This window comes from Nocardia sp. NPDC004604 (assembly GCF_040609795.1).
Taxonomy (GTDB): Bacteria; Actinomycetota; Actinomycetes; order Mycobacteriales; family Mycobacteriaceae; genus Nocardia.
Genome location: NZ_JBEXLC010000030.1, coordinates 22,445 through 43,215 on the forward strand (window position 1 = coordinate 22,445; position 20,771 = coordinate 43,215).

At 66.3% G+C, this 20,771-nt stretch carries 18 protein-coding genes; 6 read left to right on the plus strand and 12 right to left on the minus strand.

From position 1 onward, the window contains the following. Positions 1-28: 28 nt before the first annotated feature. Both ABZW16_RS13800 and ABZW16_RS13805 read right to left on the minus strand, forming a co-directional pair. Positions 29-424, minus strand: coding sequence for a hypothetical protein (locus ABZW16_RS13800; RefSeq protein WP_354955619.1), 396 nt, complete (start codon positions 422-424; stop codon positions 29-31). A gap of 143 nt (positions 425-567) precedes the next feature. Continuing rightward, positions 568-771, minus strand: a complete 204-nt coding sequence (locus tag ABZW16_RS13805; protein WP_354955621.1) for a hypothetical protein — start codon at positions 769-771, stop codon at positions 568-570. 94 nt (positions 772-865) lie between these two features. On the opposite strand from ABZW16_RS13805, the gene ABZW16_RS13810 reads away from it, so the two are divergent. The 4 genes from ABZW16_RS13810 to ABZW16_RS13825 all read left to right on the plus strand — a co-directional run bounded on the left by ABZW16_RS13810 (position 866) and on the right by ABZW16_RS13825 (position 4,618). Further along, positions 866-1,072 carry a hypothetical protein gene (locus ABZW16_RS13810; RefSeq protein ID WP_354955623.1) on the plus strand — a complete coding sequence of 69 codons (207 nt, stop codon included), beginning with the start codon at positions 866-868 and terminating at the stop codon, positions 1,070-1,072. Positions 1,073-1,121: 49 nt separating this feature from the next. Further along, positions 1,122-2,141 carry a winged helix-turn-helix domain-containing protein gene (locus tag ABZW16_RS13815; RefSeq protein ID WP_354955625.1) on the plus strand — a complete coding sequence of 340 codons (1,020 nt, stop codon included), beginning with the start codon at positions 1,122-1,124 and terminating at the stop codon, positions 2,139-2,141. Positions 2,142-2,170: 29 nt separating this feature from the next. Continuing rightward, on the plus strand, positions 2,171-2,806 hold the full coding sequence (locus ABZW16_RS13820; RefSeq protein ID WP_354955627.1) for an ElyC/SanA/YdcF family protein: 636 nt from the start codon (positions 2,171-2,173) through the stop codon (positions 2,804-2,806). Between the two features lie 939 nt (positions 2,807-3,745). Further along, complete coding sequence (locus ABZW16_RS13825; protein ID WP_354955629.1) at positions 3,746-4,618, plus strand: glycosyltransferase family 2 protein; 873 nt, start codon at positions 3,746-3,748, stop codon at positions 4,616-4,618. A 129-nt stretch (positions 4,619-4,747) separates the two neighbouring features. On the opposite strand, the gene ABZW16_RS13830 is transcribed toward ABZW16_RS13825, so the two are convergent. Continuing rightward, on the minus strand, positions 4,748-5,278 hold the full coding sequence (locus tag ABZW16_RS13830) for a phenolic acid decarboxylase (RefSeq protein ID WP_354955631.1): 531 nt from the start codon (positions 5,276-5,278) through the stop codon (positions 4,748-4,750). A gap of 102 nt (positions 5,279-5,380) precedes the next feature. Beyond that, the gene (locus ABZW16_RS13835) at positions 5,381-6,262 is read right to left on the minus strand and encodes a LysR family transcriptional regulator (protein WP_354955633.1); all 882 of its coding nucleotides are present in this window, start codon (positions 6,260-6,262) and stop codon (positions 5,381-5,383) included. 137 nt (positions 6,263-6,399) lie between these two features. On the opposite strand from ABZW16_RS13835, the gene ABZW16_RS13840 reads away from it, so the two are divergent. After that, positions 6,400-7,758 carry an MFS transporter gene (locus ABZW16_RS13840; protein WP_354955635.1) on the plus strand — a complete coding sequence of 453 codons (1,359 nt, stop codon included), beginning with the start codon at positions 6,400-6,402 and terminating at the stop codon, positions 7,756-7,758. Between the two features lie 109 nt (positions 7,759-7,867). Beyond that, positions 7,868-8,848 carry an ATP-dependent DNA ligase gene (locus ABZW16_RS13845; RefSeq protein ID WP_354955707.1) on the plus strand — a complete coding sequence of 327 codons (981 nt, stop codon included), beginning with the start codon at positions 7,868-7,870 and terminating at the stop codon, positions 8,846-8,848. A gap of 194 nt (positions 8,849-9,042) precedes the next feature. On the opposite strand, the gene ABZW16_RS13850 is transcribed toward ABZW16_RS13845, so the two are convergent. The 8 genes from ABZW16_RS13850 to ABZW16_RS13885 all read right to left on the minus strand — a co-directional run bounded on the left by ABZW16_RS13850 (position 9,043) and on the right by ABZW16_RS13885 (position 20,738). Beyond that, positions 9,043-10,701, minus strand: coding sequence for an ABC transporter permease (locus ABZW16_RS13850; RefSeq protein ID WP_354955637.1), 1,659 nt, complete (start codon positions 10,699-10,701; stop codon positions 9,043-9,045). 151 nt (positions 10,702-10,852) lie between these two features. Beyond that, complete coding sequence (locus ABZW16_RS13855; RefSeq protein WP_354955639.1) at positions 10,853-11,542, minus strand: TetR family transcriptional regulator; 690 nt, start codon at positions 11,540-11,542, stop codon at positions 10,853-10,855. 606 nt (positions 11,543-12,148) lie between these two features. Next, positions 12,149-13,180, minus strand: a complete 1,032-nt coding sequence (locus ABZW16_RS13860; protein WP_354955641.1) for a DUF4389 domain-containing protein — start codon at positions 13,178-13,180, stop codon at positions 12,149-12,151. 142 nt (positions 13,181-13,322) lie between these two features. Beyond that, on the minus strand, positions 13,323-15,395 hold the full coding sequence (locus tag ABZW16_RS13865) for a LuxR C-terminal-related transcriptional regulator (RefSeq protein WP_354955643.1): 2,073 nt from the start codon (positions 15,393-15,395) through the stop codon (positions 13,323-13,325). A 219-nt stretch (positions 15,396-15,614) separates the two neighbouring features. Continuing rightward, positions 15,615-16,523, minus strand: coding sequence for a hypothetical protein (locus ABZW16_RS13870; protein ID WP_354955645.1), 909 nt, complete (start codon positions 16,521-16,523; stop codon positions 15,615-15,617). 3 nt (positions 16,524-16,526) lie between these two features. After that, entirely contained in the window at positions 16,527-17,576 is a 1,050-nt protein-coding gene (locus tag ABZW16_RS13875) for a 3-oxoacyl-[acyl-carrier-protein] synthase III C-terminal domain-containing protein (RefSeq protein ID WP_354955647.1), read from the minus strand. A gap of 77 nt (positions 17,577-17,653) precedes the next feature. Continuing rightward, positions 17,654-18,490 carry an SDR family NAD(P)-dependent oxidoreductase gene (locus tag ABZW16_RS13880; RefSeq protein WP_354955649.1) on the minus strand — a complete coding sequence of 279 codons (837 nt, stop codon included), beginning with the start codon at positions 18,488-18,490 and terminating at the stop codon, positions 17,654-17,656. 841 nt (positions 18,491-19,331) lie between these two features. Beyond that, positions 19,332-20,738, minus strand: coding sequence for a pyridoxal-dependent decarboxylase (locus tag ABZW16_RS13885; protein ID WP_354955651.1), 1,407 nt, complete (start codon positions 20,736-20,738; stop codon positions 19,332-19,334). Between the last annotated feature and the right edge of the window lie 33 nt (positions 20,739-20,771).

A 20,771-nucleotide genomic window follows, 5' to 3' on the forward strand; every position in this document is an offset into this window, starting at 1 on the left:
GTGGCGGGTACCGCTGCTGCGGATTTCGTCAATGACGCACGCTCAACCAGCCGTCCATGAGCGCGAAATATCTGCAGTAGTAAGGGTGTGACCCGATTTCATCGGGTGCGGTGAAGGTGATGGTCTGACCGGGACCGATTTCGTTGTCGAAAAGTCCGGGCTTTCTGCTGGTGATGCTGTGTTTCAGCGCATCGTGGTTGATCACCGTGATGACCGCGCCCGGTGTGATCGGGGGCGTGGCGCTGTAGGTCTGCTTGTCGATCGTGATGGTGACCGCGGATATCGGGGCCGGGCCGGGTGGCGTCGGCACCGCCTGCTCCTCCCTGGACGTGCCGCACCCCGCCGCCCAGGCAACGACCAGCATGCCGACCGCGACCGCCACCCGGTGCCGCCACCGCGCGGGGATGGTTCGAGCGCTGTTCATACGGACCGGCTTCCCAAAATTCGAGCTGCCATGCCTCTTCGAGCGCGTGCGCAAACCACTCGGTACCCACCAGTTCCTGCGCGTGATGCAGGAGGCCGGGACCATCCGGCGCGAGGTCGACGCGCGTGCCATCGCCTTCATCCTCACACCGTCACCCCGCCCTGCGGCAGACCTTCCCGCACGATCGAGACGCCGACCAGCCCTCCCCGGACGACGTGCTCGAAACGCTCGCGGACCTGCTCGACCTCGGCCTCACCCCACCCGGTGGCGCGGATCTCGCGGCGGGCAAGGCGGTCCTGCTCGACGGTCTGAAGCAGGCGCGGGCGGACCTCGCCGATCACGATCACTGATTCGACGGTGTTTAGGCCACGGCCGAAACATGGTGAGGATCCGGGCTGCTGATTTCTAGGCTCCTGAACAGTGACGATTCAGGAGTCTGAGATGTTGAAGGATGTTGTGGTGCGGCCGGGCGGTGGGTTCGCGGTGGCGGTCGGTCGACTGGCCGATAGCGCGATGGTGGTTGGGCGGAAGCGGTTGTGGCCGATGCGGTTGCGCTGGGCGGTGACGTTCTCGCTGCCGTCGGCCGCCGATCAGCAATTGGTGCGGTTGGATCCGGTACTCGCCGTGATGGTGCGAGGTCCGCGGTGATCGCGGGTACCGTGGTGCGATACCTGGGCACGGCGATGCGGGGCAGCGTATGAAGCGGATCTACTGCACACCTGAGGATCTGACGCGCATCAGGATCGGGCCCCCGCTCGGCGCGATGGGGGAAACCGTGCTGGCCACCAGGGTGGTGCAACGCACCGACGCGCGGCTGTACGACGGGTGGCGCAGTCAGGTGCGGCGTGCGATGCCGGAGGACTTCGGTATGCTCGCCGATCTGTTCCCCGGCGTCGATCCCTTCGTCGACCTGATCACGCCGACCCGCGGCGCACGGTCGATCTCGGCCGGAATCGAGGCGCTACATCTGGCCTCGCGCGAGGAACTCCGCAGGGAGGTGGAGCATACCGATCGCAGCCGCGCGCGGAGCGAGCGTCCGCTACCTACGTGGACGCGCGGCCTGTCCGACCGCGATAGTACGGCGCGGCGCGATGTAGCCGCTGCCGTCCAGGCATTTCATTCGGCGGCGTTCGCCGGTCGCTGGGCGCATCTGCAGTCCTACCTCGAGGTGGCCGCCGAACGGATGGCCCGCACCCTTGCCACCGAGGGCGTGGAACGGCTCTTTGCCGCGCTTGCGCCGCTCACGCGGTGGCGTGCGCCGGTGTTGGAGGTGCTGGCCATGACCGGCTGCCACGACGAACACCTCGATGGCCGTGGATTGATCATTGTTCCGTCGCTGTTCGCCTGGCCGGGGCCGCTGTTGCTGAAATCCACCATCGACAAGGATTCGCCGATGACGCTGGTGGTTCCGGTGCTGCGCGAATTCGCCGATTTCGCCTCGGCATGGGGTCCGCGGGCGACCAATGAGGCGCTGACCGCGCTGCTCGGCCGGACGCGGGCCGCCGCGCTGCAGGTGATCGCCGAAGGCTGCTCGACCACCGAACTCGCACGCCGACTTGGTGTTTCACCCGCGACGGCCAGTGAACACGCAACGATCCTGCGGGAGGCCGGGCTGATCGAGAGCTGGCGGCACCGCAATGCGATGCGGCATCAGGCGACGACGCTCGGCATCGCGCTGCTCGACGGTGATCTCGACAGTGGTGTGCGCATCGCTTGAAGCCGCGCCAGTATGGTCGGGCACGTGCAGTGCGTAACCGACCGGAAGAGTTCGGCGTGGTAGGGCGGGGTGAGCTGGCGCGGGTGCGGTGGGCAGGAGTCGGGCTGGTCGCCGGGGCGGCATTGGTCGTCGCCGGGGCCAACACCCGGTTGTGGCTGGTGTCGTCCGGACATCGATCCGGACCCGCGTCCGCGCCGAAGGTCCCGGTGGTGATCGTGCCGGGGGCCAAGGTGGGGCCGGATGGAGCGCCGATGGCGTATCTGCGTGGGCGACTCGATGTGGCGATCGAATTGTTGCGGGCCGGAAAGGTGCACGAGATCCTGGTGTCCGGTGATGCCGCGGGCACGTCGGGAGACGAAATCGCCGCAATGACAAAGTATCTCGTCGACCATGGCGTCGATCCGGCGGTGGTGCGCTCCGACGGCGAAGGATTGTCGACCCGCGCGACCTGCGAGCGAGCCAAGAGCGTATTCGGCATCGACCGCGCGATCATCGTTACCCAATATCAGCATCTGCCACGGGCGGTCGCCCTGTGTCGCGCGGCGGGCATCGACGCCGACGGTGTCATTGCCTACTGCGACTGCAGGCGAAAAACCAAGGTGCGCAACAATATTCGCGAATGGCTCGCCGCGCCCAAAGCGGTCGCCGCATTGATCGGGCGCTGACCACACTGCTTCGTGGTCTCCGGCCATGGCTGGGCGCAGTCGGCGGTGGTGCGTTACTCATGGATATCGCACTGTTCTCGGGGTTCGGAATCAACGCGGATCCGGCAGTCCGGGATCCATCGGATCGATCGGTCCGCCGGGATTCGGGATCGGTGGCGGCCGGTTCGGATCCGGGTGTGGTGCCGGGTCGGGAATCGGCGGCGTCGGTGTCGGAACTGGTTCCGGAGGTGGTGCAGGCTGCGGATCGTTGCCGGGCCTTGGTGGGACGGCTGCGGATCGGGGCCGTGCATGGGTGCTGTAGGGCCCTCGCGGGCCGGGGGTCTGTGGTGTGCGCGGTGGATTGGGATCGAGCGTTGGTGGTGACTGTTGTGGATTGGGGCTGGGCGTTGGTGGTGACTGTTGTGGATTGGGGCTGGGCGTTGGTGGTGACTGTTGTGGATCGAGGCTGGGCGTTGGATCGTGCGGGGTGCGGATCGGTGCCGGGCTCCGGTGGTGTTGAGTCCGGATCGCGGTGGGGGCGGGCTCCGGAGTTGGGAAGGGATCGGGGCCGGGGGCAGGTTCGGGCTGAGGGAACGGCTCAGGGTCAGGGACCGGCTCCGGGCCGGGAACCGGCTCGGGGCCAGGACTCGGTGGGACCGGATCCGGGATCGGCATCGGCGGAACCGGGTCGGGGATCGGCGTCGGCGGGATCGGGCTCGGATTCGGTGGCACTGGACGCGTCATGTGCGTTCCTCCTCATCGCGGCGGTACCCATCCGGTCGCGGGCGAATCAGTTCAACGCCAGCTCCCCAGCCCATTCCGCCCTGCCGACGGATGTCGGCTTTCGACGGCGGCGCGGAACTGTTTGCACGGCATCGGTGAGGCATCGGGGTGCCAACTGTTCGAAGCATCTCGGGATCGGCACCACAGTGCGGCTCGGGTCCTGCTAGGTTCGCGGGCATGCCCGCTCGCGATGAGAAGACTGTCGGTCTCGTCCTCGTCACCTACCAGAGCGGCGAGGACCTGCCGCCCTTCTTGAAATCGCTACCCGCAGCCGTCGAGCCGCTGACGCTCGAGGTGGTCGGCGTCGACAACACCTCGACCGATAACAGCGCCGATCTTGTCGACGAATTCGGCGGGACGGTGATCCGCAACCACAAGAACGTCGGCCTGGCCGCCGCGATCAACCAGGGCGCGGCCGTGACGAATGCCGAATGGATCCTGGTCGCGAACCCTGATACACACCTCGCACCGGGTTCGATAGCGGCACTTGTCGAGACCGCTCGGACCGACGCGACGATCGGCATGATCGGACCGCGGATAGCCCGGCTGGACGGAACGCCCTACCCGAGTGGCCGTCGGTTCCCGTCGCTTGCAGTGGGGATCGCACACGCCCTGCTCGGTGGTGTGTGGCCCGGCAATCCCGCGACCCGCGCGTATTTCGGCGATCCGGTGACCACGGTCAGCGATGTCGACTGGATCTCCGGCTGCTGCATGCTGTTCCGCCGCGAGGCCTTCGATGCGGTCGGCGGGTTCGACGCTCGGTACTTCCTGTACTTCGAGGAAACCAAGATGGCGCTGGATATGCACCGCGCCGGATGGCGGGTCGTACTGGATCCGGCCGTCGAAATCCGCCATCGCGAGGGCGGCAGCATGCGGTCGGCGCCGTTCCGCAAGATCCGCAGCCACCATCGCAGCGCTTTGCGGTTCTACTGCGACTACCACCACGGCTCGCCGTGGCTGCTGTTCGCACCGTTGGTCGCCGCGGGCCTGATAGTCCGGGGCGCGCTGTCGGTACTGCGGACCGCGATCGCTCAGCGTCTACGGCGCTAGGCGAACGGCCGCCCGGATCGATCTGCTCGGTGTGCCCGGTGGACCGTCACCGAATACGCCACCGCCGGACAGCTGATCATCGAACCCCGGCTCCTGGCCGCCTTCCCGGTCTACCTCGACGCCTGACGGTCAGTTGGATTGCACCGCGTATCCCGGCGGCAGTTTGTGCGGTGGACAGTTGATCACCGTGTCGTCGTCGATACCCCGGGATTCCAGGAAGGTGATGCGCCCGGTCGCGGAGACCAGCGTCAGTGGATAGGTCGGTCCCTTGTCGCGGTCGGCGATGATCGCGTCGAGATTGTGCTCGTAGCGGGTGAGCGTGCTCTCGGGGTAGTCGAGCATCCACTGCGGATACGAGATCGTGGTGTGCACGCGGCGATCCCCGAGCCAGATGATGATCACGGTGGTGCTGCCGGTCTCCTCCACCCAGGCGAGTTTGTACATATCGTCGCTGAGCTGGACCAGCTTCACGGTCTGATTCTTGGACCAGCGCCCGAACATCGGTCCCATCAGGCAGCGCGAATCGATGGTGTGCCAATCGCGCACGTAGATCTCGTATTTCCAGCCGTTGTCATAGGCGTAGATCAGGTGTTTTCCGACAATGCCGGACAGATCACCGGTCAGGGCTGAGGCCGTCCAGGCTGGCTGCCGCACGCTCATCACTGACTCCTCTCGGTCGACCTATGCCGTCGGGACCAGGGCTTTCTCGTCAGCCTAACCACTCGCACGGACATTGCGGCCGGTTTGCCGGGAACGCCGTCATCATGGCCGGGCGGCGGCGTAGAGGATCTCGCGCATTCCGGGCAGGGATTCCTGATCCGCCCGCCACACCAGCCGCAGACTGAGATCGGGTACCGGAAAGTCCAATCGGACCAGCGTGCCGTGTACGAGACCGTCGGCGACCGCGAATTCCGGTAGCAGGGATATGCCGAGTCCGTGCTCGGCCCAGGCCCGCATGACCGGAACCGCACCGGCCCTGACCCGCTGCGGACCCGAGCCGAGAATCCGCTCCCCGGCCATCCAGAACGAGCATTCGGGCACATTGACCAGCAGCCGCTCATCGATCAGATCGGCCGGCGTCAGGGCCGACCTACCTGTCAGCGGATGGGTGGGCGCCGCGACCAGGGCCAGCGGCACCGGGTCCAAGTCCAGGAAGGCCAGCGGTTCCGCCGGTGCCGGGAATCCGAGATCCCCGACGGCACCACCGGAATCCAGAAGCAGTGCCGCATCGAGTTCGCCGCCGACCACATCGGCGAGCAGTCCGTCGCGGGCTCGATCCGAGCGCACCTCGACCTCCAGATCCGGCCGTCGCTCGGCCAGCCGCGCCAACACCTGCGGCAGGTAGGTGCCCGCGAGGGTTTCCAATGCACCGAGCCGCAGTAGCGGCCGTTCTGCCCGCACATCGCGGGTGGCCTGTTCGGCCAGGTCGAGGAGTCGCCGTGCCCACCCGGTCAGGCGCTGGCCCGCGGGGGTCAGCCGCATGCCCTTGGGATCACGTACGAAAAGTGTGACCCCGAGTGCGGACTCCAGCGTGCGGATCTGCTGCGACACCGATGACGGCGCGAGGTCGAGCGCCACCGCCGCATCGGTGACGGTGCGATGGCGCACCACGGCCTCGAAGGTCCGCAGCTGACGTAACTCCATGGCCTGGCCAACAGCGCCGGAGCATTCGGATATTCCGAATGCCCCGTGCGCCGCAGCCGGTGGAGTGGGCGTGCCCGCCCGACCAGAGTCGATCGCGTCACCATTCGAGTCGATCTGATCGGGAGCTGTTGCATCAGATGAGCATTCTGCAATCGCGGGCACGCACGTCCGCCGCGTCGAGCGGGCGGACCCGTGCCCTGCTCGGAATATCCCTCGGGTACTTCATGGTGTTGCTGGATATGACGGTGCTCTCGGTCGCCGAACCGGATCTGGCGGCGTCGCTGCATACCTCGGTCGCCGGACTGCAATGGGCGACCACCGGCTATACCGTGGCCTTCGCCGCGCTGCTGCTGTCCGCGGGCGCGGTCGCCGATCGCTATGGTGCGCATCGGGTATTCCGCTGTGGCACAGCTGCTTTCGGTTCGGTATCGCTGCTGAGTGCGTTCGCGCCGAACCTGTGGCTGCTGGTCGCGCTGCGGGTGCTGCTCGGAGTGGCCGCGGCGGCGTGTGTGCCTGCTTCGATGGCGATGATCAGCCAGCTCTACCCGGATCCGGCACGACGCGCCAGCGCGATCTCGACCTGGGCGGCGATCAGCGGCGCGGCGGTCGCGACGGGGCCGATCGCGGGCGGCGCACTGGTCGGGCTGGCCGGTTGGCGTTCGATCTTCATTGTCAATGTGCCGATCGCGATGGTCGTGCTGGCGCTGAGCGCGGGTTCGGCCGTGCACTGCGCCCGTGGCGAGCGCCGGATCGACTGGCTGGCGCAGCTGATCGCGGCCGTCGCCCTCGCGCTGTGCACCGACGCGCTGATCGCGGCGGGTGCGCAGTCGTTGCGGCATGCCGCGTGGTCGCTCGGTGGCACCGCGCTCGCGACGGTTGTCTTCATAAGACTCGAACGACGCAGTGCCGCACCGGTATTGAATCGGGAGCTGCTGCGCGCGGGCCGGGTGCGGGCCGGGCTGTTCGCGGGTGCGGCGGTCAACTTCGCGCTGACCGGCGCACTGTTCGTCCTACCGCTGCTGCTGCAACAGCAGCGCCACCTGAGCCCATTGCAGACCGGGCTGGCATTCCTGCCGCTGACCGTTCCGTTCGCGGTCATCCCGCCGCTGGCGGGCAGGGTCGTCGCCCGGGTCGCCGCGCGTCGTCCGATCCTGGCCGGACTCGGCCTGCTCGCGGCGGGCGGTGCGGTGCTGGCCGTCGCGGTCTTCGCCGACCTCGCCTATCCGGTGCTGGCGTCGGGCCTGCTGTTGTCGGGATTCGGTGTGGCCTTTGCCCTTCCGGCATTGGTCACCGCCATTGTCAACGCGGCTCCACCGGGTACGGCCGGTGCGGTCGGCGGTCTGCTGAACGCCGTCCGCCAAGTCGGTGCAACGCTCGGCGTCGCCGTCATGGGCGGGCTCGTCACGCCGGGCATCGGCTGGGCGCTGCTGACCTCCGCGGCGGCCTGCGCGCTCGCCTTCATCGTCTTCGGCTACCACCGCGCAGCCGAATCCTGACGGCGGTTCACCAGACTCCGTCTCACTCGGCGACCGCCGTCGATGGTTGACCGTGCACCGGGCCGCGGGGCATGGTTGGCCGATGAGTGCCGCATCGCACAGCGATTCGATGAGGGGTGGTGGCCGGGTGGCGGGTGGACGTGCGGCAGAGGTCCGTGCGGGTGTCGAGCTGACCAATCTCGACGCACCGCTGTTCGACGGTGCGCAGGCGACGAAGCGCGATCTGATCGACTATCTCGAATTCGCCGGTGATCGGCTGGTTCGGCAGCTGCGGGACCGCCCGCTCTCGGTGGTACGCATCCGGCCGGGACAGGAACCGTTCATGCAGAAGAACCTGCCGAAGTACACCCCGGACTGGGTGCGGCGGGTGACGGTGTGGGCCGAGACCTCCAAACGCGAAGTGACCTACGCACTCTGCGATGACGTGCGCACGCTGCTGTGGTTCGGCAATCAGCGCGCGGTCGAATATCACCCGACGCTACTGCTCGCCGATCACGCCCATGGGCCGACGCATCTCATCCTCGACCTCGATCCGCCCGAGGGGGGACCGTTCCAGCAGGTCGTGCTGGCCGCCGAACTGATCAGGCAGGCGCTGGCGAACGACGGACTCGCGGGCGCGGTGAAAACCAGTGGCGCCAAGGGTGTGCATGTCTTCGTACCGATCGAATCCGGCATCCCGATCGAGGATGTCGCCGCCGCCACCCGGGCGATCGCGGCCAGGGCCGAACGCATCGACCCGGCCCTGGCTACCACCGCATTCATCCGCGAGGACCGCGCGGGCAAGGTCTTCCTGGATTCGACGCGCGCGGGCGGGGCGACCGTTGTCGCCGCCTACAGCCCGCGCGTGCGTCCCGGGGTACCGGTGTCGTTCCCCGTCGAATGGGCCCAGCTCGCCGAGATCAGCCCGGGCGATTTCACCGTGCGAACCGCACCGAAACTCCTGGGCGAGCAGGACCCATGGACACGGGAGATGCCCGCGCCACAGGCCTTGCCCGCCGATCTCATCGCCGAGGGCCACACCATTCCGGTGGCCCGGGTCCAGGCCATGCACGAGGGCAAGCGCCGGGCCCGGGCGCGCAGGCAGACTTAGCTTTTCAGTGCTGCTGCTCGATCCGCCAAGTCCGCCTTGTGCTGATCGAGGGCGAAGCCGCATACCGTGCTGTGGCCTCCGCAAACTTCCATCGCATATGACCACATCGCTGATCATCCGATCGGGATGGCATTTGTCTCCGGTGGAGTGTGCCCCTGGAGACCAACCCTCCAAGGGCACACCCGGGGTACAACTCAGCGCAGGTCGCGGCGACGGAAGCCGACAAGCCCCACCGCGATAGCCGCTGCCGCGATCGCCACGAGGATCACCACCGGGGTGGCGGTGAATGATGCCGCGGGCAGCTTCGGCAGGTGGCTGTATGGGTCGAGGTCCAGTACCCATTGCGGCATACCGGAGATGGATCCGAGCAGGAACAGGGCGAGCCCGCCGGTGAACACGCCCCACGCCACTGGCGTCCACCGGGGCAGCAGCCCGAACAGCAGCACGGTCGCTGCGGCGAACAGCCAGATAGCCGGAAGTTGCACCATCGCCGCCCCGAGCACTCGCGGGAGCTTGCCGCCGACATCATGGGCCGCCAAGCCGTAGGCGAGGCCACCGACGCAACCCGAAACCAACAGCAGCACTACCGGCCCCCCGAGCGCAAATACCAGATGTGAAGCGGCCCAGCGGATCCGGCCGATCGCGCCGGTGAGCACGGCCTCGGCGCGATCGGCGGTTTCTTCCGAATACAAGCGCAGCGTAGCCGAAATCGAGTACGCGGCCGCCGCGAGGCCGAGCATGGTGTACGCCATGGTGACCATCGAATCCTCGAGCACCTGCGAGCCGCCCATCCGGGCGATGATGTCGCGCATGGTCTGATTGGAACCCAGCTCGTCTCCGATGCCATTGATCACGCTGCCGAACATCAGCGCGTACAAACTCAGCCCTACGCACCAAGCCGCCAGCGTGCCACGCTGCATCCGCCAGGCCAGCCCGAGCGGCCCAGCCAGCGCGGGACCCGCCGCGGGTGCACCTGACCGCTCGGCGATCAGCCCCGCCCCGAGATCGCGCCGCGACAACAGAAGATAGGCTGCGACGATCGGCACTGCCGTGGTCGCCGCGTGCAGCAGCAGAATCCACCAGTGATCGCCGGCGAACGGCCGCACCTGCAGCGACCAGCCTTGCGGTGACAGCCAGGTGAGCACGTTTGTGGGGCCGTCACCGGCGCGGGCGTCACCGATCGCGCGCAGCGTATACGTTCCCGCCAGTACGGCGAAGGCGATTCCGCGCGCGGTCCTGGCACCGGCGCTGAGCTGCGCGGCCACCGCAGCGACAGCGGCGAACACGATGCCCGAGCCGGCCTCGGCGAGCCCGAACGCGAGTGCACCATTGCCAGGTACCCCGGCGCCCTTGATGCTGGCAGCACCGATCAGCCCCGCGGCCAGCGCACCTCCGCACGCGACCGTCAGTGCGGCAGTAAGGCTCGCGAACCGCCCGACCTGGGTCGAGGCGAGCAGTTCCCCTCGTCCGGTCTCCTCCTCGGCGCGAGTGTGGCGGATAACGGTGAGAATCGTGGCGATCGCGATGAGCGCGTGAAATGGCCCGGCCTTCCACACTCCCGCCGCACCGAGCGTGGTGTTGTAGATCGGTCCGTACATGGCCAACTGCGCCGGGCTGGACAGGATCGAGTTCGCGAAGTCGGCCAGATCGGCCGGGGTGTTGATCAGCTTCTCGATACTCTTGACGTAGACGCTGCCCAGTGGGGCCGACAGCAGCAGCACCCACAGCGCCAGCACGATGCGGTCGCGGCGCAGATACAGCCGCAGCAGTTGCAGGGTTCCGGTGAAACTCGAGGCGCCGCGAGCGGATTCGGCAAATTCGTAGCGCGGGCGCGCGGCAGTCGCGGTTGTCATTTCGATGCCTCCACGTAGTGGCGGCCCGAATCATTACTGCCAGCGCCGTGCCCGTCGAGCGAATAGTGGCGCAGGAAAAGCTCTTCCAGCTCGATGACATCGAATCTCCTTGAGAGACTGAGGATCAATATTTGCCTATGAGAATTTGGGATCACCGTTCGGCGAGCAGGGCATCGAGCGCCGTCGAATCGGTGAACAGACCGTGCGTGCTCATCTCGATCGCTGGCAGCATCATCTGTTCGGCGAACTCGCGTAGCGCCTTTCGATAATCGAGCTCCCCGTCGTGCCCGGCCGCGTACAGCTGCAGGAAGAAGAAGAACCCACCGCTGTTCTGGGTCGCCAGATAGCGGGCCGTCGCCTTGAGATCCGTTGGTGAGCGCAAGGTCCCAGCCTCGATGCCGACCGCCAGATACGCCTCGACGTCGGTCGCCATCTGCTCGAACCATGTCACCAGAAGGGCACCTCCCGCCTGAAAGGTCCGCATCAGGTAGGCAATGAGCGGCGCGTACTCCTCGATCTCCGTGAGCGCTCGCAGCGTCGCATTCGGCGAAGGATCCTGCACGTATTCCGTCTTCGCTGTCCGGATGAGCGAACGAACATGCTCGTCGCACGCCGCTCGAAGTCCATCCTTGGACCCGAAGTGATGATTCACCAACCCGGGTGACACACCCGCCGCCTTCGCGATCGCTCGAACACCGACCCCGAACCCCTCCTCGCCGAATACGACGATTGCGGCATCCCGGATACGAGCCCGAGTGCTCAGATCCGAGGGCGGATCCTTCCGGTACGGCTGCTCTGTTAAACGCATGTTCAATATATTAAACACACGTTCAATCGGCACGCAAGCATCAGATCCATGATTCCCACCGGCGTTGTCCGGCAGCGTGATTCGTTCTTCGATCCGGGCCCGGTGGCGTTGACGGTCGTGCGCCGGCCGTCGGCCTCTCCGCCTTCGTCAACCCGCGATCAGCGCCGCGTTTCCTCGGAATCGCCGGTCGCGACGGCGACGGCGCCGCCGCCCGCATGTTCGGCATCCGTGACGCCGCGCTGGCCATCGCAACACTCAGCAACGACCCGGTCGTTCCATCGCCATTGGGCGCACAGCGGAGCTGAACTCCACGTTGAACGCCGTCGTCCGATCCATGGAACCCATTGCGGCCTGGTTGACCAGATCGGGCTGACCGCCGACCAGCGCACCCGCGAGGGATCCCCCGACGGTCGTTGTCGATTGGACGTCGCATCGTGGGTGCTGACCGAGGTGGTGTCGGCCGTGCCTTTGCGCCGGGTATGCGGCGCGGGTTGCCTGGTAGCCGGATCGGGCGGCCCCTGTATTCGAGCCTTCGGATCACCGACGAGCCGGACCAGGGCCACAGCATTCCGGTGGCCCGGGTCCAGGCCATGCACGAGGGCAAGCGCCGGGCCCGGGCGCGCAGGCAGGTTCAGCCTTTCAGTGCAGCTGCTCGATATCGGTGCGGAAGTGCGCGGCCCCGTCGGTGATCGCGTCGACAGTGACCCGGGCCCGGTACTGGTCGCCGTCATCGGTGATCGCGCAGACCTCGGTCGCGCCGATCTCGGCGTCCACGGCATTGGGGCAGCTCACGTGCTTGGGCGCATGCCCGGTGTAGTCGATGAAGTCGATGGCGACCTGGGCGGTGAGCTGTGAGCTGGAGATCGAATCGGTGTCATTGTCATCGTTGCCCCAGTTCGTCCTGGTTTGGAAGCCGCTGCCGAAGATGCCGAGGATGAGCATGACGATCAGCAATGTGCGGCCACCGCTGGAGACCAGCAGTGGTCGGGTCGGGGATGGCGGTGCCGGTTGGGTCACCGGCGGTGTCGGTTCGGTCAGTGGCGCACCGGGGGGTATGGCAGCCGGAGCCGCGGCCTTATCGCCGAATATGCCCTTCAAATAGGCGGGGGTCAGTAGATACACATAGGTCGAAACCCGCATTTCGATGCGCAGCACCGCCGCGGTGGCCTCGAAGACCGCGGCGGGCATCCGCCCGGTGATCAGGACGATCAGCCACAGAATGAACGAGACGATGACCCAGCCGGTGCTGAACCAGTTCGACAGCACCAGAATCGGCACGGCGAGGATGATCCGGAAGAACACCGCCGCTCGGTTCAACGGCGTCGGTGCCGGGAAGAGCAGGCGGACCGGATAATCCGGTGCGGTCCATGCGAAGGGCGGATAGTCGTCGACCAGCAGCATCAGGTAGCCGTACACCCGCACGGTGTAGCCGAAATACCCGCGCAGGAATTCACCGCACCAGTCCGGCAACCGGCCGAGCGCCAACGCACCGAACCAGCCGCAGACCACCACCACGAATGCGGCGATGCTCAGCGCCCACAACGCGATCAGCTGCGGTATGGCCAACAGCAGCCGCAGCAATACCGTCCAGCGGCGCTGTTGTTCCGGCGGGAAGACATCCAGTTCGACCAATGCTTCGCCACTGGTCGGCGATCCTTGGTTGGTTACCATGGCGACCCACTCACTCCCTTCGTCCAGCGTATGTCCAGAACTCGGATGAGCGAAATGAATGTAGCTCGAAGATTGCTAATCAATCGATGAACCGCGCCCAGATCCTCATATGTGCTGGCCTCGAATGCTGTGAATGGGAATGCTAGCCAGTGGCTGAGACGATGTTATCGGTCGATCCGGTGCGGCCGGTCGGGAGGACGAAGGACAGCTCGCCGCGTCGGGCGACACCGAGTTTTCGGTAGGCACGGGTGAGGTGTTGTTCGACGGTGCTGGTCGTGATGGCTAGTTTGGCGGCGATCTCGCGATTGGCCTTGCCGCGGGCGGCCAGCTCCGCGACGCGGCGCTCGGCGGGGCTCAGGGTCGCGAGCCCACCCGGGATCGGAGCGAGTGCGGGCATGGGTTGGGTCGGTTGCGTGGCCGTTTGCGGTTTGCCGTCGAGCAGATCGCGCAGCAGCACCTCGGCGCCGCAGGCTTCGGCAATGCGCGCGGCATCGCGCAGCAGCGCGCGGGATCGGTCGTGATCGCCGACGGCGCGATGCGCCCGGCCGAGTTCGCCGAGGACCGTGGCCAATTCGACGTCGTCCCCGCCGGTACGGGCGATGACGGCGGACTCGCGAAGTAATCGGAAGCCCTGATGGCGATCGCCGGTGGCGGCGAGCAGCCGCAGCGAGACACCACCGGAGCGGTGCCGATCGGCGGCGCCGAGCAGCTCCAGATGTCTGGTCGCGAACTCGCGCGCCTGACGATGCTCGCTGAGTGCGAGATGGGCGGCGGCAATGTCATTGCGCCACGGCATCAGCCATGGGAAGTCCATATTCCATCGGTCCATGAGATAGCCGCAGCGGCGGAAACTGCGCAGCGCCTCGTCGGGCCGTCCGACGGCGAGGTGATGATGGCCTTGCGCGTGCAGATACGGTAGGCCGAAGCGTGAGTCGAAAATGGTTCGTGGCAAGGGTCTTTTCAGCTGTGCCGCGGCCTCGGTATGGCGGCCGGATGCGGTCAGTGCATGCACCATCGCGGCGATCGGCGTGCCGATCCAGAGGCCGAGGTGTTCGGCTGGTACGTAATTGAGGGCGAGCGCAGCATCGGTGGTCGCGTCGCGAATATTGCCCTTGCGCAACATGGTTTCCGCGCGCAGGCCAGCGAAGATCGATTGCCAGGTCGGTGCGCGGCGGGCCTCGGCCTCGGCCAGCAGTGATCCGCACCAGGCCGCCGCGGTGTCGAGCCGATTGCTGTAGATGAGGCAGTGCACCGCAGCGACCAGGGTTTCGATGGTGGTCGAGGTGAGGCGGTGGCTGGTGAGCAAACGCTGTGCGAGCGTGGCGATTTCGGCGAGTGGATGGGTGAACAGGCCGGACAGCAGATCGGCGCCGTGCCGATGCGGCGAGTGCTGATCGGTGCGCACCCGCGGCGGCCGCGCGGGAGCCGCGAACAATCGCGGATGGCGTGGCACATGCGGGGGATAGGAGTACCGCAGCCAGGCACGCAGGAAGTCGACCTCGGGGGCCGCCTCGTCGGGATTGTCGCTGTGCAGCTGGCCGAGTGCGTGATCGGCCTGCTGTACCTGCCCGTGCCAGAGCAGATACATGATGGCGGCGGGCAATTCGCGGTGCGGCACCCGGCCCGCGCGCAGCGCCGCCTTCAACCGGATGAACTGGCGCGAGCGGGTCGATGGGTTGATCCGCCATTCGAGACAGACGAGCCGAATCGCGATCGATGCACGCTCGCCCGCGTCGCGGGTCGCGCGATAGGCCAATTCCAGCCGATCGACGGCCAGATCGATCTGGTCATTGGTCATCGCATCCTCGGCGGCGCCCAGCAGTACCTCAACCGCCCACGGGTATCCGGCGGCACCGGCCTCGACCAGGTGGTCGGCAATGGTGCACGCCGGAAAACCACGGTGGTGCAGAAGTTGCGCGGCCCGGCTGTGCAACTTCTGCCGGACCTCCCCGGGAGTGCTGCGCAGGATCCGCTCGCCGAACTCCGGATGCTCGAAGCGCGCCCCCGTGGTGTCGGTGAGCTGCTGGACCACCGCCGCAACCGCGTCCGCATCGGCATCGAGCAGTTCGGCGACCAAGCCGACCGTACTCGCGGTCCCGAGCACGGCCATGGCCTGACCGACCCGGGATTTGGCGAAGTCGGCCCAGTGCTCGCGATGGGAAAGGGGCTCGTGCTGCGCCAGGGGTGCGCGGTGCGGTAGGACAGGCTGACGCATACTCGGAGCCCTTCGTCGAGGTGGTGTGCCCGACTGTGGGAGAGCACCAAAAACGAGCAGTTCGGGTGCACTGAGGATGCGGCATCGTCGCAGCGGGAAGGGCGCGGCGACGCGCCCGAAGATCCAGCCGGTGAAGCCAGGGTAATTCGCCGGTCCGATCCTGTCACGACAACGGGTTATTACTTCGTAATATGAGTTGTTTCAATGCTTTTCGTGTCATCAACTCCCGACGAGCGTCAGAGCGTGCTGGTGGTAGGCGAGGCAGGCGGCCGAGGTGTCGTCGGCGGCCAGGAACAGCACCGTGTGTGCCCCGGCGAGTACGCCCCTATTGCGCGCGCACAGGTACGCGTGCACCGGAGCCGCGGAATACGGATTGTCGACGGAAGGATCGACGCCGACGATCGACTCCGGTGTGAAGCCGAGTGCGTCGGCCAGCCGAGTACGGAAGGCGAGGGTCCAGGTGGGTGCGAGCAGAATGGCGCGCCCTGTGGCGATATCGGCGGCATCGAGCCCTGCGGCCGTGAGGCAATCGCGCACGACAATGGCGGCCAATTCCACCGGGTCGTCATTACCGCGCTGGGTGCTCATGGCCCGTCGACCGTTCGCTCCCGCCTCGCCCATCGCCACCCATGCGGTCGGTTCGGCGGGGCCTGCGGTGTCGGTGCCGTGCAGCGGGCCGAATCCGCCCGCGGGGCCGGAGCTTCCGAGCAGAATCGCGGCACCGCTTGTGCTGTAGGGGAATCCGTCGACATGACGTTCGGTCGACGGGTGGGTGTCCCCGGCCACGAGCAGCGCGTACTCGACTTCGCCGGTGGTCAGGAAGCAGTCGGCGGTGGTGATCGCGTGCAGCAGTCCGCTCGCGCCGTTCATCAGATCGAAGGAGAAGGCGGGCACCCGGCCGGGGGCGTATTCGAGGCCGATGCCGACGCGCTTCTGGATGAGCGCCGATACCGCGGGTTCGGAGATGTTCTGATCACGGAAGACCCCGGCGTTGATCAGCATTCCGACCTGTTCCGCGGCGATGCCCGCCTGTTCCAGGCAGGCGGTGGCCGCGCGGGCCGCGAGTTCGAAGTAGCTGCTGGTATCGAGATCGGCATTGATGGCGGCCGCGAGAATGGTGGTCGGCATGGTTCAGGCCTCCAGACGGGAGATGGTCGCGGCGAGGTGTCCGGAGACGATGCCGGAGGCCTCGGGAATCATCAGCACCTTGGACCCCTTGGGGATCTTCTGTTGCGCGAGATATTCATGTAGGACGACGAAATGCGAGGTCGACGCGGTATTGCCGAATTCGTGCAGCACAGTGAGCGATTGCGGCATGGGGGTGTCGAAGTGCCGTTCGGTCAGGTGCGCGATGTATTCGATGGCGGGTGCGCTGAATTGGTGGTGGATCCAGTAGTCGTATTTCTCGCCCGCCCAGTTGCGTCCGGTCTCCTCCAGGAAGGTGGCGATGCGGCTGATGCCCTGGAGGTAGCGGCCCTCGTTCTGCATGGCGCGGTTATCGGTGTAGAGCGCAATTCCCGAGGATCGGTCGCTCGGCATGCCGATGCAGTGTTCGGCGCCGTCGGCGGAGGTCATCAACTCGACGTAGTGGATCTCGTCGTCATCGTCGCCGCGATCGTCGAGCACCACCGCGACCGCGGCATCGCCGACGGTCAGCGCCGCGAATTGCGGATCGTAGGGCTTGCTGATCTCGCGGGCCGCCGTCTCGGCGATCGGGGTGATCTGTTCGCCGCTGACCACCAGCCCGTTGCGCACCACACCGGCCTTGATCATCCGATCCAGCACCAGCACGCCGGTCATCATGCCCGCGCAGGCATTCGAGACATCGAAATGGCGGGCCTTGGTCGTACCGATCTCCTTGCCGAGCATGACCGCGAATGACGGTGCATAGCAGAAGATTTCCTTACCGCGGGTACGGGTAATGGAGGCCGAGATGACGACGTCGATATCCGCGGCCGCGTAATCGGAATGCGCCAGGCAGTCTTCGATGGCGCGCAGGGCAAGATCGAAGGAGGATTCGTAGCCCTCGTCGCTGGAATCGTAGACCCGCCGATTCTTGATCCCGGTAATCCTTTCCAGGTCAAGGGATCTGGGGACGGTCAGTCCGGAGACGATCTCCTCGGTGGAACGGACGGTTGATGGTGTGTACGAGCCGATGGACTCGAAACGCGTGCGCAGCATTACCCCTGCTTTCTGTGTCGCGGGTATTTCCTTGTGTTGCCAGGAGTTCGACGGCGCTGTCGTAGATTGCGTGGTTGCTACCCGGGCAGCCCGACCAAAGACGCGCTCACCGCGCACAATCGCTGCCCGATCCGGTCGTCGCGGGCCAGGCGCGACGGTTCGCGCTCGCGGGTCTTGCGGAAATAGGCTCCGGTGACCTCGGCGACGCTCGGATCCGTCGCCAGGTAGGTAAGCGCGGCGGCACCCTCGGCCGCGGAGATGAAGAACATACGTTTGGCGAGTGAGACCACCGGTTGTCCGAACCACGGCAGTGAATTCCAGATGCCGGTCGACACCGCGCCGGGATGAAAGGCATTGACCGTCACCCCGGTGCCGTCGAAACGGCGTGCCAGCGCACGGACATAGAGGACATTGGCCAGTTTGGATCGGCTGTAGGCCTTTTCGCCCGAATAGCCCGCACGGAATCCGAGATCGTCGAAGTCGAGTGTTGCGCCGTAGTGCATTACCGACGAGGTGAACAGAATGCGCGCCGGAGCGCTGCTGATCAGCAGATCGGTGAGCAGTTCGGTGAGCAGAAAGCCGCCGAGATGGTTGGTTGCGAAGGTCGCCTCGATACCGTCCGCGGTTTCGGTGCGCGTCTGGTGATAGCCGCCCGCATTATTGGCCAGCACATCGATGCGGTCGTAGGCGGCCTCGATGGCCTTGGCGAGCCGGCGCACCGACGACTGCGATGCAATATCGCATGCCAAGGTGTCGACCGCACCTGCTCCCGCGGCCCGCACCAATTCCGCACTGTCGGTGAGCTTCTGCGGATTCCGGCCGACCAACACCAGCCGATCGCCCCCTGCCGCAAGCTGTTGCGCGGCCTCGAGACCGATGCCTGAGGTGGCCCCGGTAATCAGGATCGTCTTCATGCCCGGTCACCCTGCCACCGATCGCGCGGCCGAATTTCGGACCTCGGCCGCTGCTGCCGGGTTGCCCGAGGTATGCGAAAGTACTGGCCGCCGTTAGCCGTTGACTGATCATGCAGATCAGCACGCGCGTGCCGAATTCTGGCCAATGATGCTGTGCGCGAGTTGTAGCCGTTGTGTATGACCGCCGATAGGGGGCGATAGGGGTTGGTCGTTCCAGTCGGATCGATCGGTGGAATCCGCCATCGAAGTCGCTTCTGGGAGCGCCAGCATTTTCAGGCGTACCAGGGTGTTTCGGTGCCAAAGTTCCCCCAACATGTTCCTGATCACCGGACCGCACGGGTTCGTGCCCGGCTCCTGAATCGCAATGATCGAGCGCGCCGCCCGGCACGCGGCCCGAGCGATCGGAGAAGCGCGTCGACGCGGGGCGACGGCGGTGGAGATCAATGGGCGACAGTCCGCGCGTTCGGTTCGATCCGATGGACACTGAGGATGGCTTCGAAGCATTTGCCAGGTCTAGTGCCCCGTCCAGATAGATTGCTGCGCTACCACTTCGGCTGCTCGCCGAGCGTAGTCGTAAGGCGGTCGATGCGGCCTGGGTGACCACCATTCGACTACCTTCGACCGCCCCCTGGCCCCAGGGGGCGATATGGCAGGAGTTATCTGGACGCGGCACTCGTTATGGCATCGAACCTGCCTGACGAAGAGGTCCGGCGCTACAACGCCTGCCATTTCCATGGGCACCTGGCGCAGGTGCGCGAGTTCCGGAGCTGTCGCGGCTTTGGGACGCAATTCGTCATGAGTATTGGGCGGAAGTATTCCGCCCTCAGGCCCGGCACGTCAGCTAATCGTCTGCTTTGTCGAGGCCGATACAGGCGGCGATGATCGCGTCATAGATGCGGTCCAGGTCGGTGTCGGTGGTGCGCCAGTTGCTGAAGGCGGCGCGCAGGGCGGGTTTTCCGTCGTAAATGGTTGGGGTGAGGAAGGTTTCGCCGCTTTCCGTGATGGCGCGGGTGAGTGCTTGCACGCGTTCGGTGGTGGGGCGGTCGGCGAGGGTGAAGCAGACGACGTTGAGGCGGACTGGTGCGAGGAGTCGTAGGAGACCGCTGGCGGTGAGGCGTTCGCCGAGGTGATGGGCCGCGGCGACGTTGCGTTGGACGATGTCTCGATGGCCTGCTCTGCCGTAGGCGGTCAGGGTGAACCAGGCTGTCAGCGCTCGCAGTCGGCGCGAACTTTCCGGGACCAGATGTACGAAATCCGGTGTGCCGGTGGGTATTCCGAGGTAGGCGGCGGTGTTCTGGAAGACTTGGACCTGTAGGTCGCGGCGTCGGGTGAATTGCACTGCCGCGTCGTAGGGCACATTCAACCATTTGTGCAGGTCGACGCAGACCGAATCGGCTGCCGCCAGCCCGTCGACCAAATGCGCGTATTCGGGTGCGAGTGCGGCGTAGGCGCCGAAGGCCCCGTCGACGTGCAGCCAGAAGGGGTAGCGCTGTTTCAGCTCCGCGATCGCTCGAAGATCGTCGAAATCCACCGTATTCACGGTGCCCGCGTTGGCCACCACGATCGACGGATGGCCGTCGAGTGCGTCCAACGCGGCGGCGAGCCGCCCGATATCAACCGCCTCGCGTCCCGATTGCGTTGGTATCAGCCGTAATTGGTCGCGACCGATGCCGAGCATGGCGAGTCCCTTGTAGATGCTCGCATGTGGCGCACCGGATAAAACGTATATCGGCCCGAGCGCGCCGACACCGGCCTGCGCCACCGAAATCCCCATGCGTTCGCCCAACCACTCACGGGCTGTCGCCAATCCGACGAAATTCGACATGGTGGCACCGGAGACGAAGGCCCCCGTGTGCTCGGTCAGCCCGAACAGCTGACCCAGCCAACCCACGGTCTCCTGTTCGAGTGCCGACGCTCCCGAATCGACGGTGGTGAAGCTGTTCTGGTCGAACACACTGGTCAGCCAGTCACCCGCGATCGACGCGGGAGTTGTTCCGCCGGTGACGAATCCGAGATACCGCGGCCCCGCGCTACCCGAGAGCCGCGGCTCCCACCGCTGCTGGAACTCCCGCAGTGCGCCCCGCAGTCCGACCCCGAGCTCCGGAACCGCGCTGCCCACACCGCCGCCATCGCTGGGCCGTGCCACGGGCCGGTCGTTCAGCCCCGTCAACACCTGTGCCGCCGTGTGACGCGTCTCGTCGAGCAGTGCGGGCAGGTCGGCGAGGTCATCGGCGAGTTTCGGATCCATCCACCGACCCTAGAGACGGTGCCGCGCTGCTGT

Bases quoted from the DNA above. Each gene is read 5' to 3' on its own strand.
- ABZW16_RS13880 (WP_354955649.1), bottom strand. From the start codon at position 18,490: ATGAAGACGATCCTGATTACCGGGGCCACCTCAGGCATCGGTCTCGAG.
- ABZW16_RS13800 (WP_354955619.1), bottom strand. From the start codon at position 424: ATGAACAGCGCTCGAACCATCCCCGCGCGGTGGCGGCACCGGGTGGCG.
- ABZW16_RS13845 (WP_354955707.1), top strand. From the start codon at position 7,868: ATGAGGGGTGGTGGCCGGGTGGCGGGTGGACGTGCGGCAGAGGTCCGT.
- ABZW16_RS13870 (WP_354955645.1), bottom strand. From the start codon at position 16,523: ATGCCGACCACCATTCTCGCGGCCGCCATCAATGCCGATCTCGATACC.
- ABZW16_RS13860 (WP_354955641.1), bottom strand. From the start codon at position 13,180: ATGGTAACCAACCAAGGATCGCCGACCAGTGGCGAAGCATTGGTCGAA.
- ABZW16_RS13840 (WP_354955635.1), top strand. From the start codon at position 6,400: ATGAGCATTCTGCAATCGCGGGCACGCACGTCCGCCGCGTCGAGCGGG.
- ABZW16_RS13835 (WP_354955633.1), bottom strand. From the start codon at position 6,262: ATGGAGTTACGTCAGCTGCGGACCTTCGAGGCCGTGGTGCGCCATCGC.
- ABZW16_RS13850 (WP_354955637.1), bottom strand. From the start codon at position 10,701: ATGACAACCGCGACTGCCGCGCGCCCGCGCTACGAATTTGCCGAATCC.
- ABZW16_RS13885 (WP_354955651.1), bottom strand. From the start codon at position 20,738: ATGGATCCGAAACTCGCCGATGACCTCGCCGACCTGCCCGCACTGCTC.
- ABZW16_RS13875 (WP_354955647.1), bottom strand. From the start codon at position 17,576: ATGCTGCGCACGCGTTTCGAGTCCATCGGCTCGTACACACCATCAACC.
- ABZW16_RS13830 (WP_354955631.1), bottom strand. From the start codon at position 5,278: ATGAGCGTGCGGCAGCCAGCCTGGACGGCCTCAGCCCTGACCGGTGAT.
- ABZW16_RS13865 (WP_354955643.1), bottom strand. From the start codon at position 15,395: ATGCGTCAGCCTGTCCTACCGCACCGCGCACCCCTGGCGCAGCACGAG.
- ABZW16_RS13810 (WP_354955623.1), top strand. From the start codon at position 866: ATGTTGAAGGATGTTGTGGTGCGGCCGGGCGGTGGGTTCGCGGTGGCG.
- ABZW16_RS13825 (WP_354955629.1), top strand. From the start codon at position 3,746: ATGCCCGCTCGCGATGAGAAGACTGTCGGTCTCGTCCTCGTCACCTAC.
- ABZW16_RS13815 (WP_354955625.1), top strand. From the start codon at position 1,122: ATGAAGCGGATCTACTGCACACCTGAGGATCTGACGCGCATCAGGATC.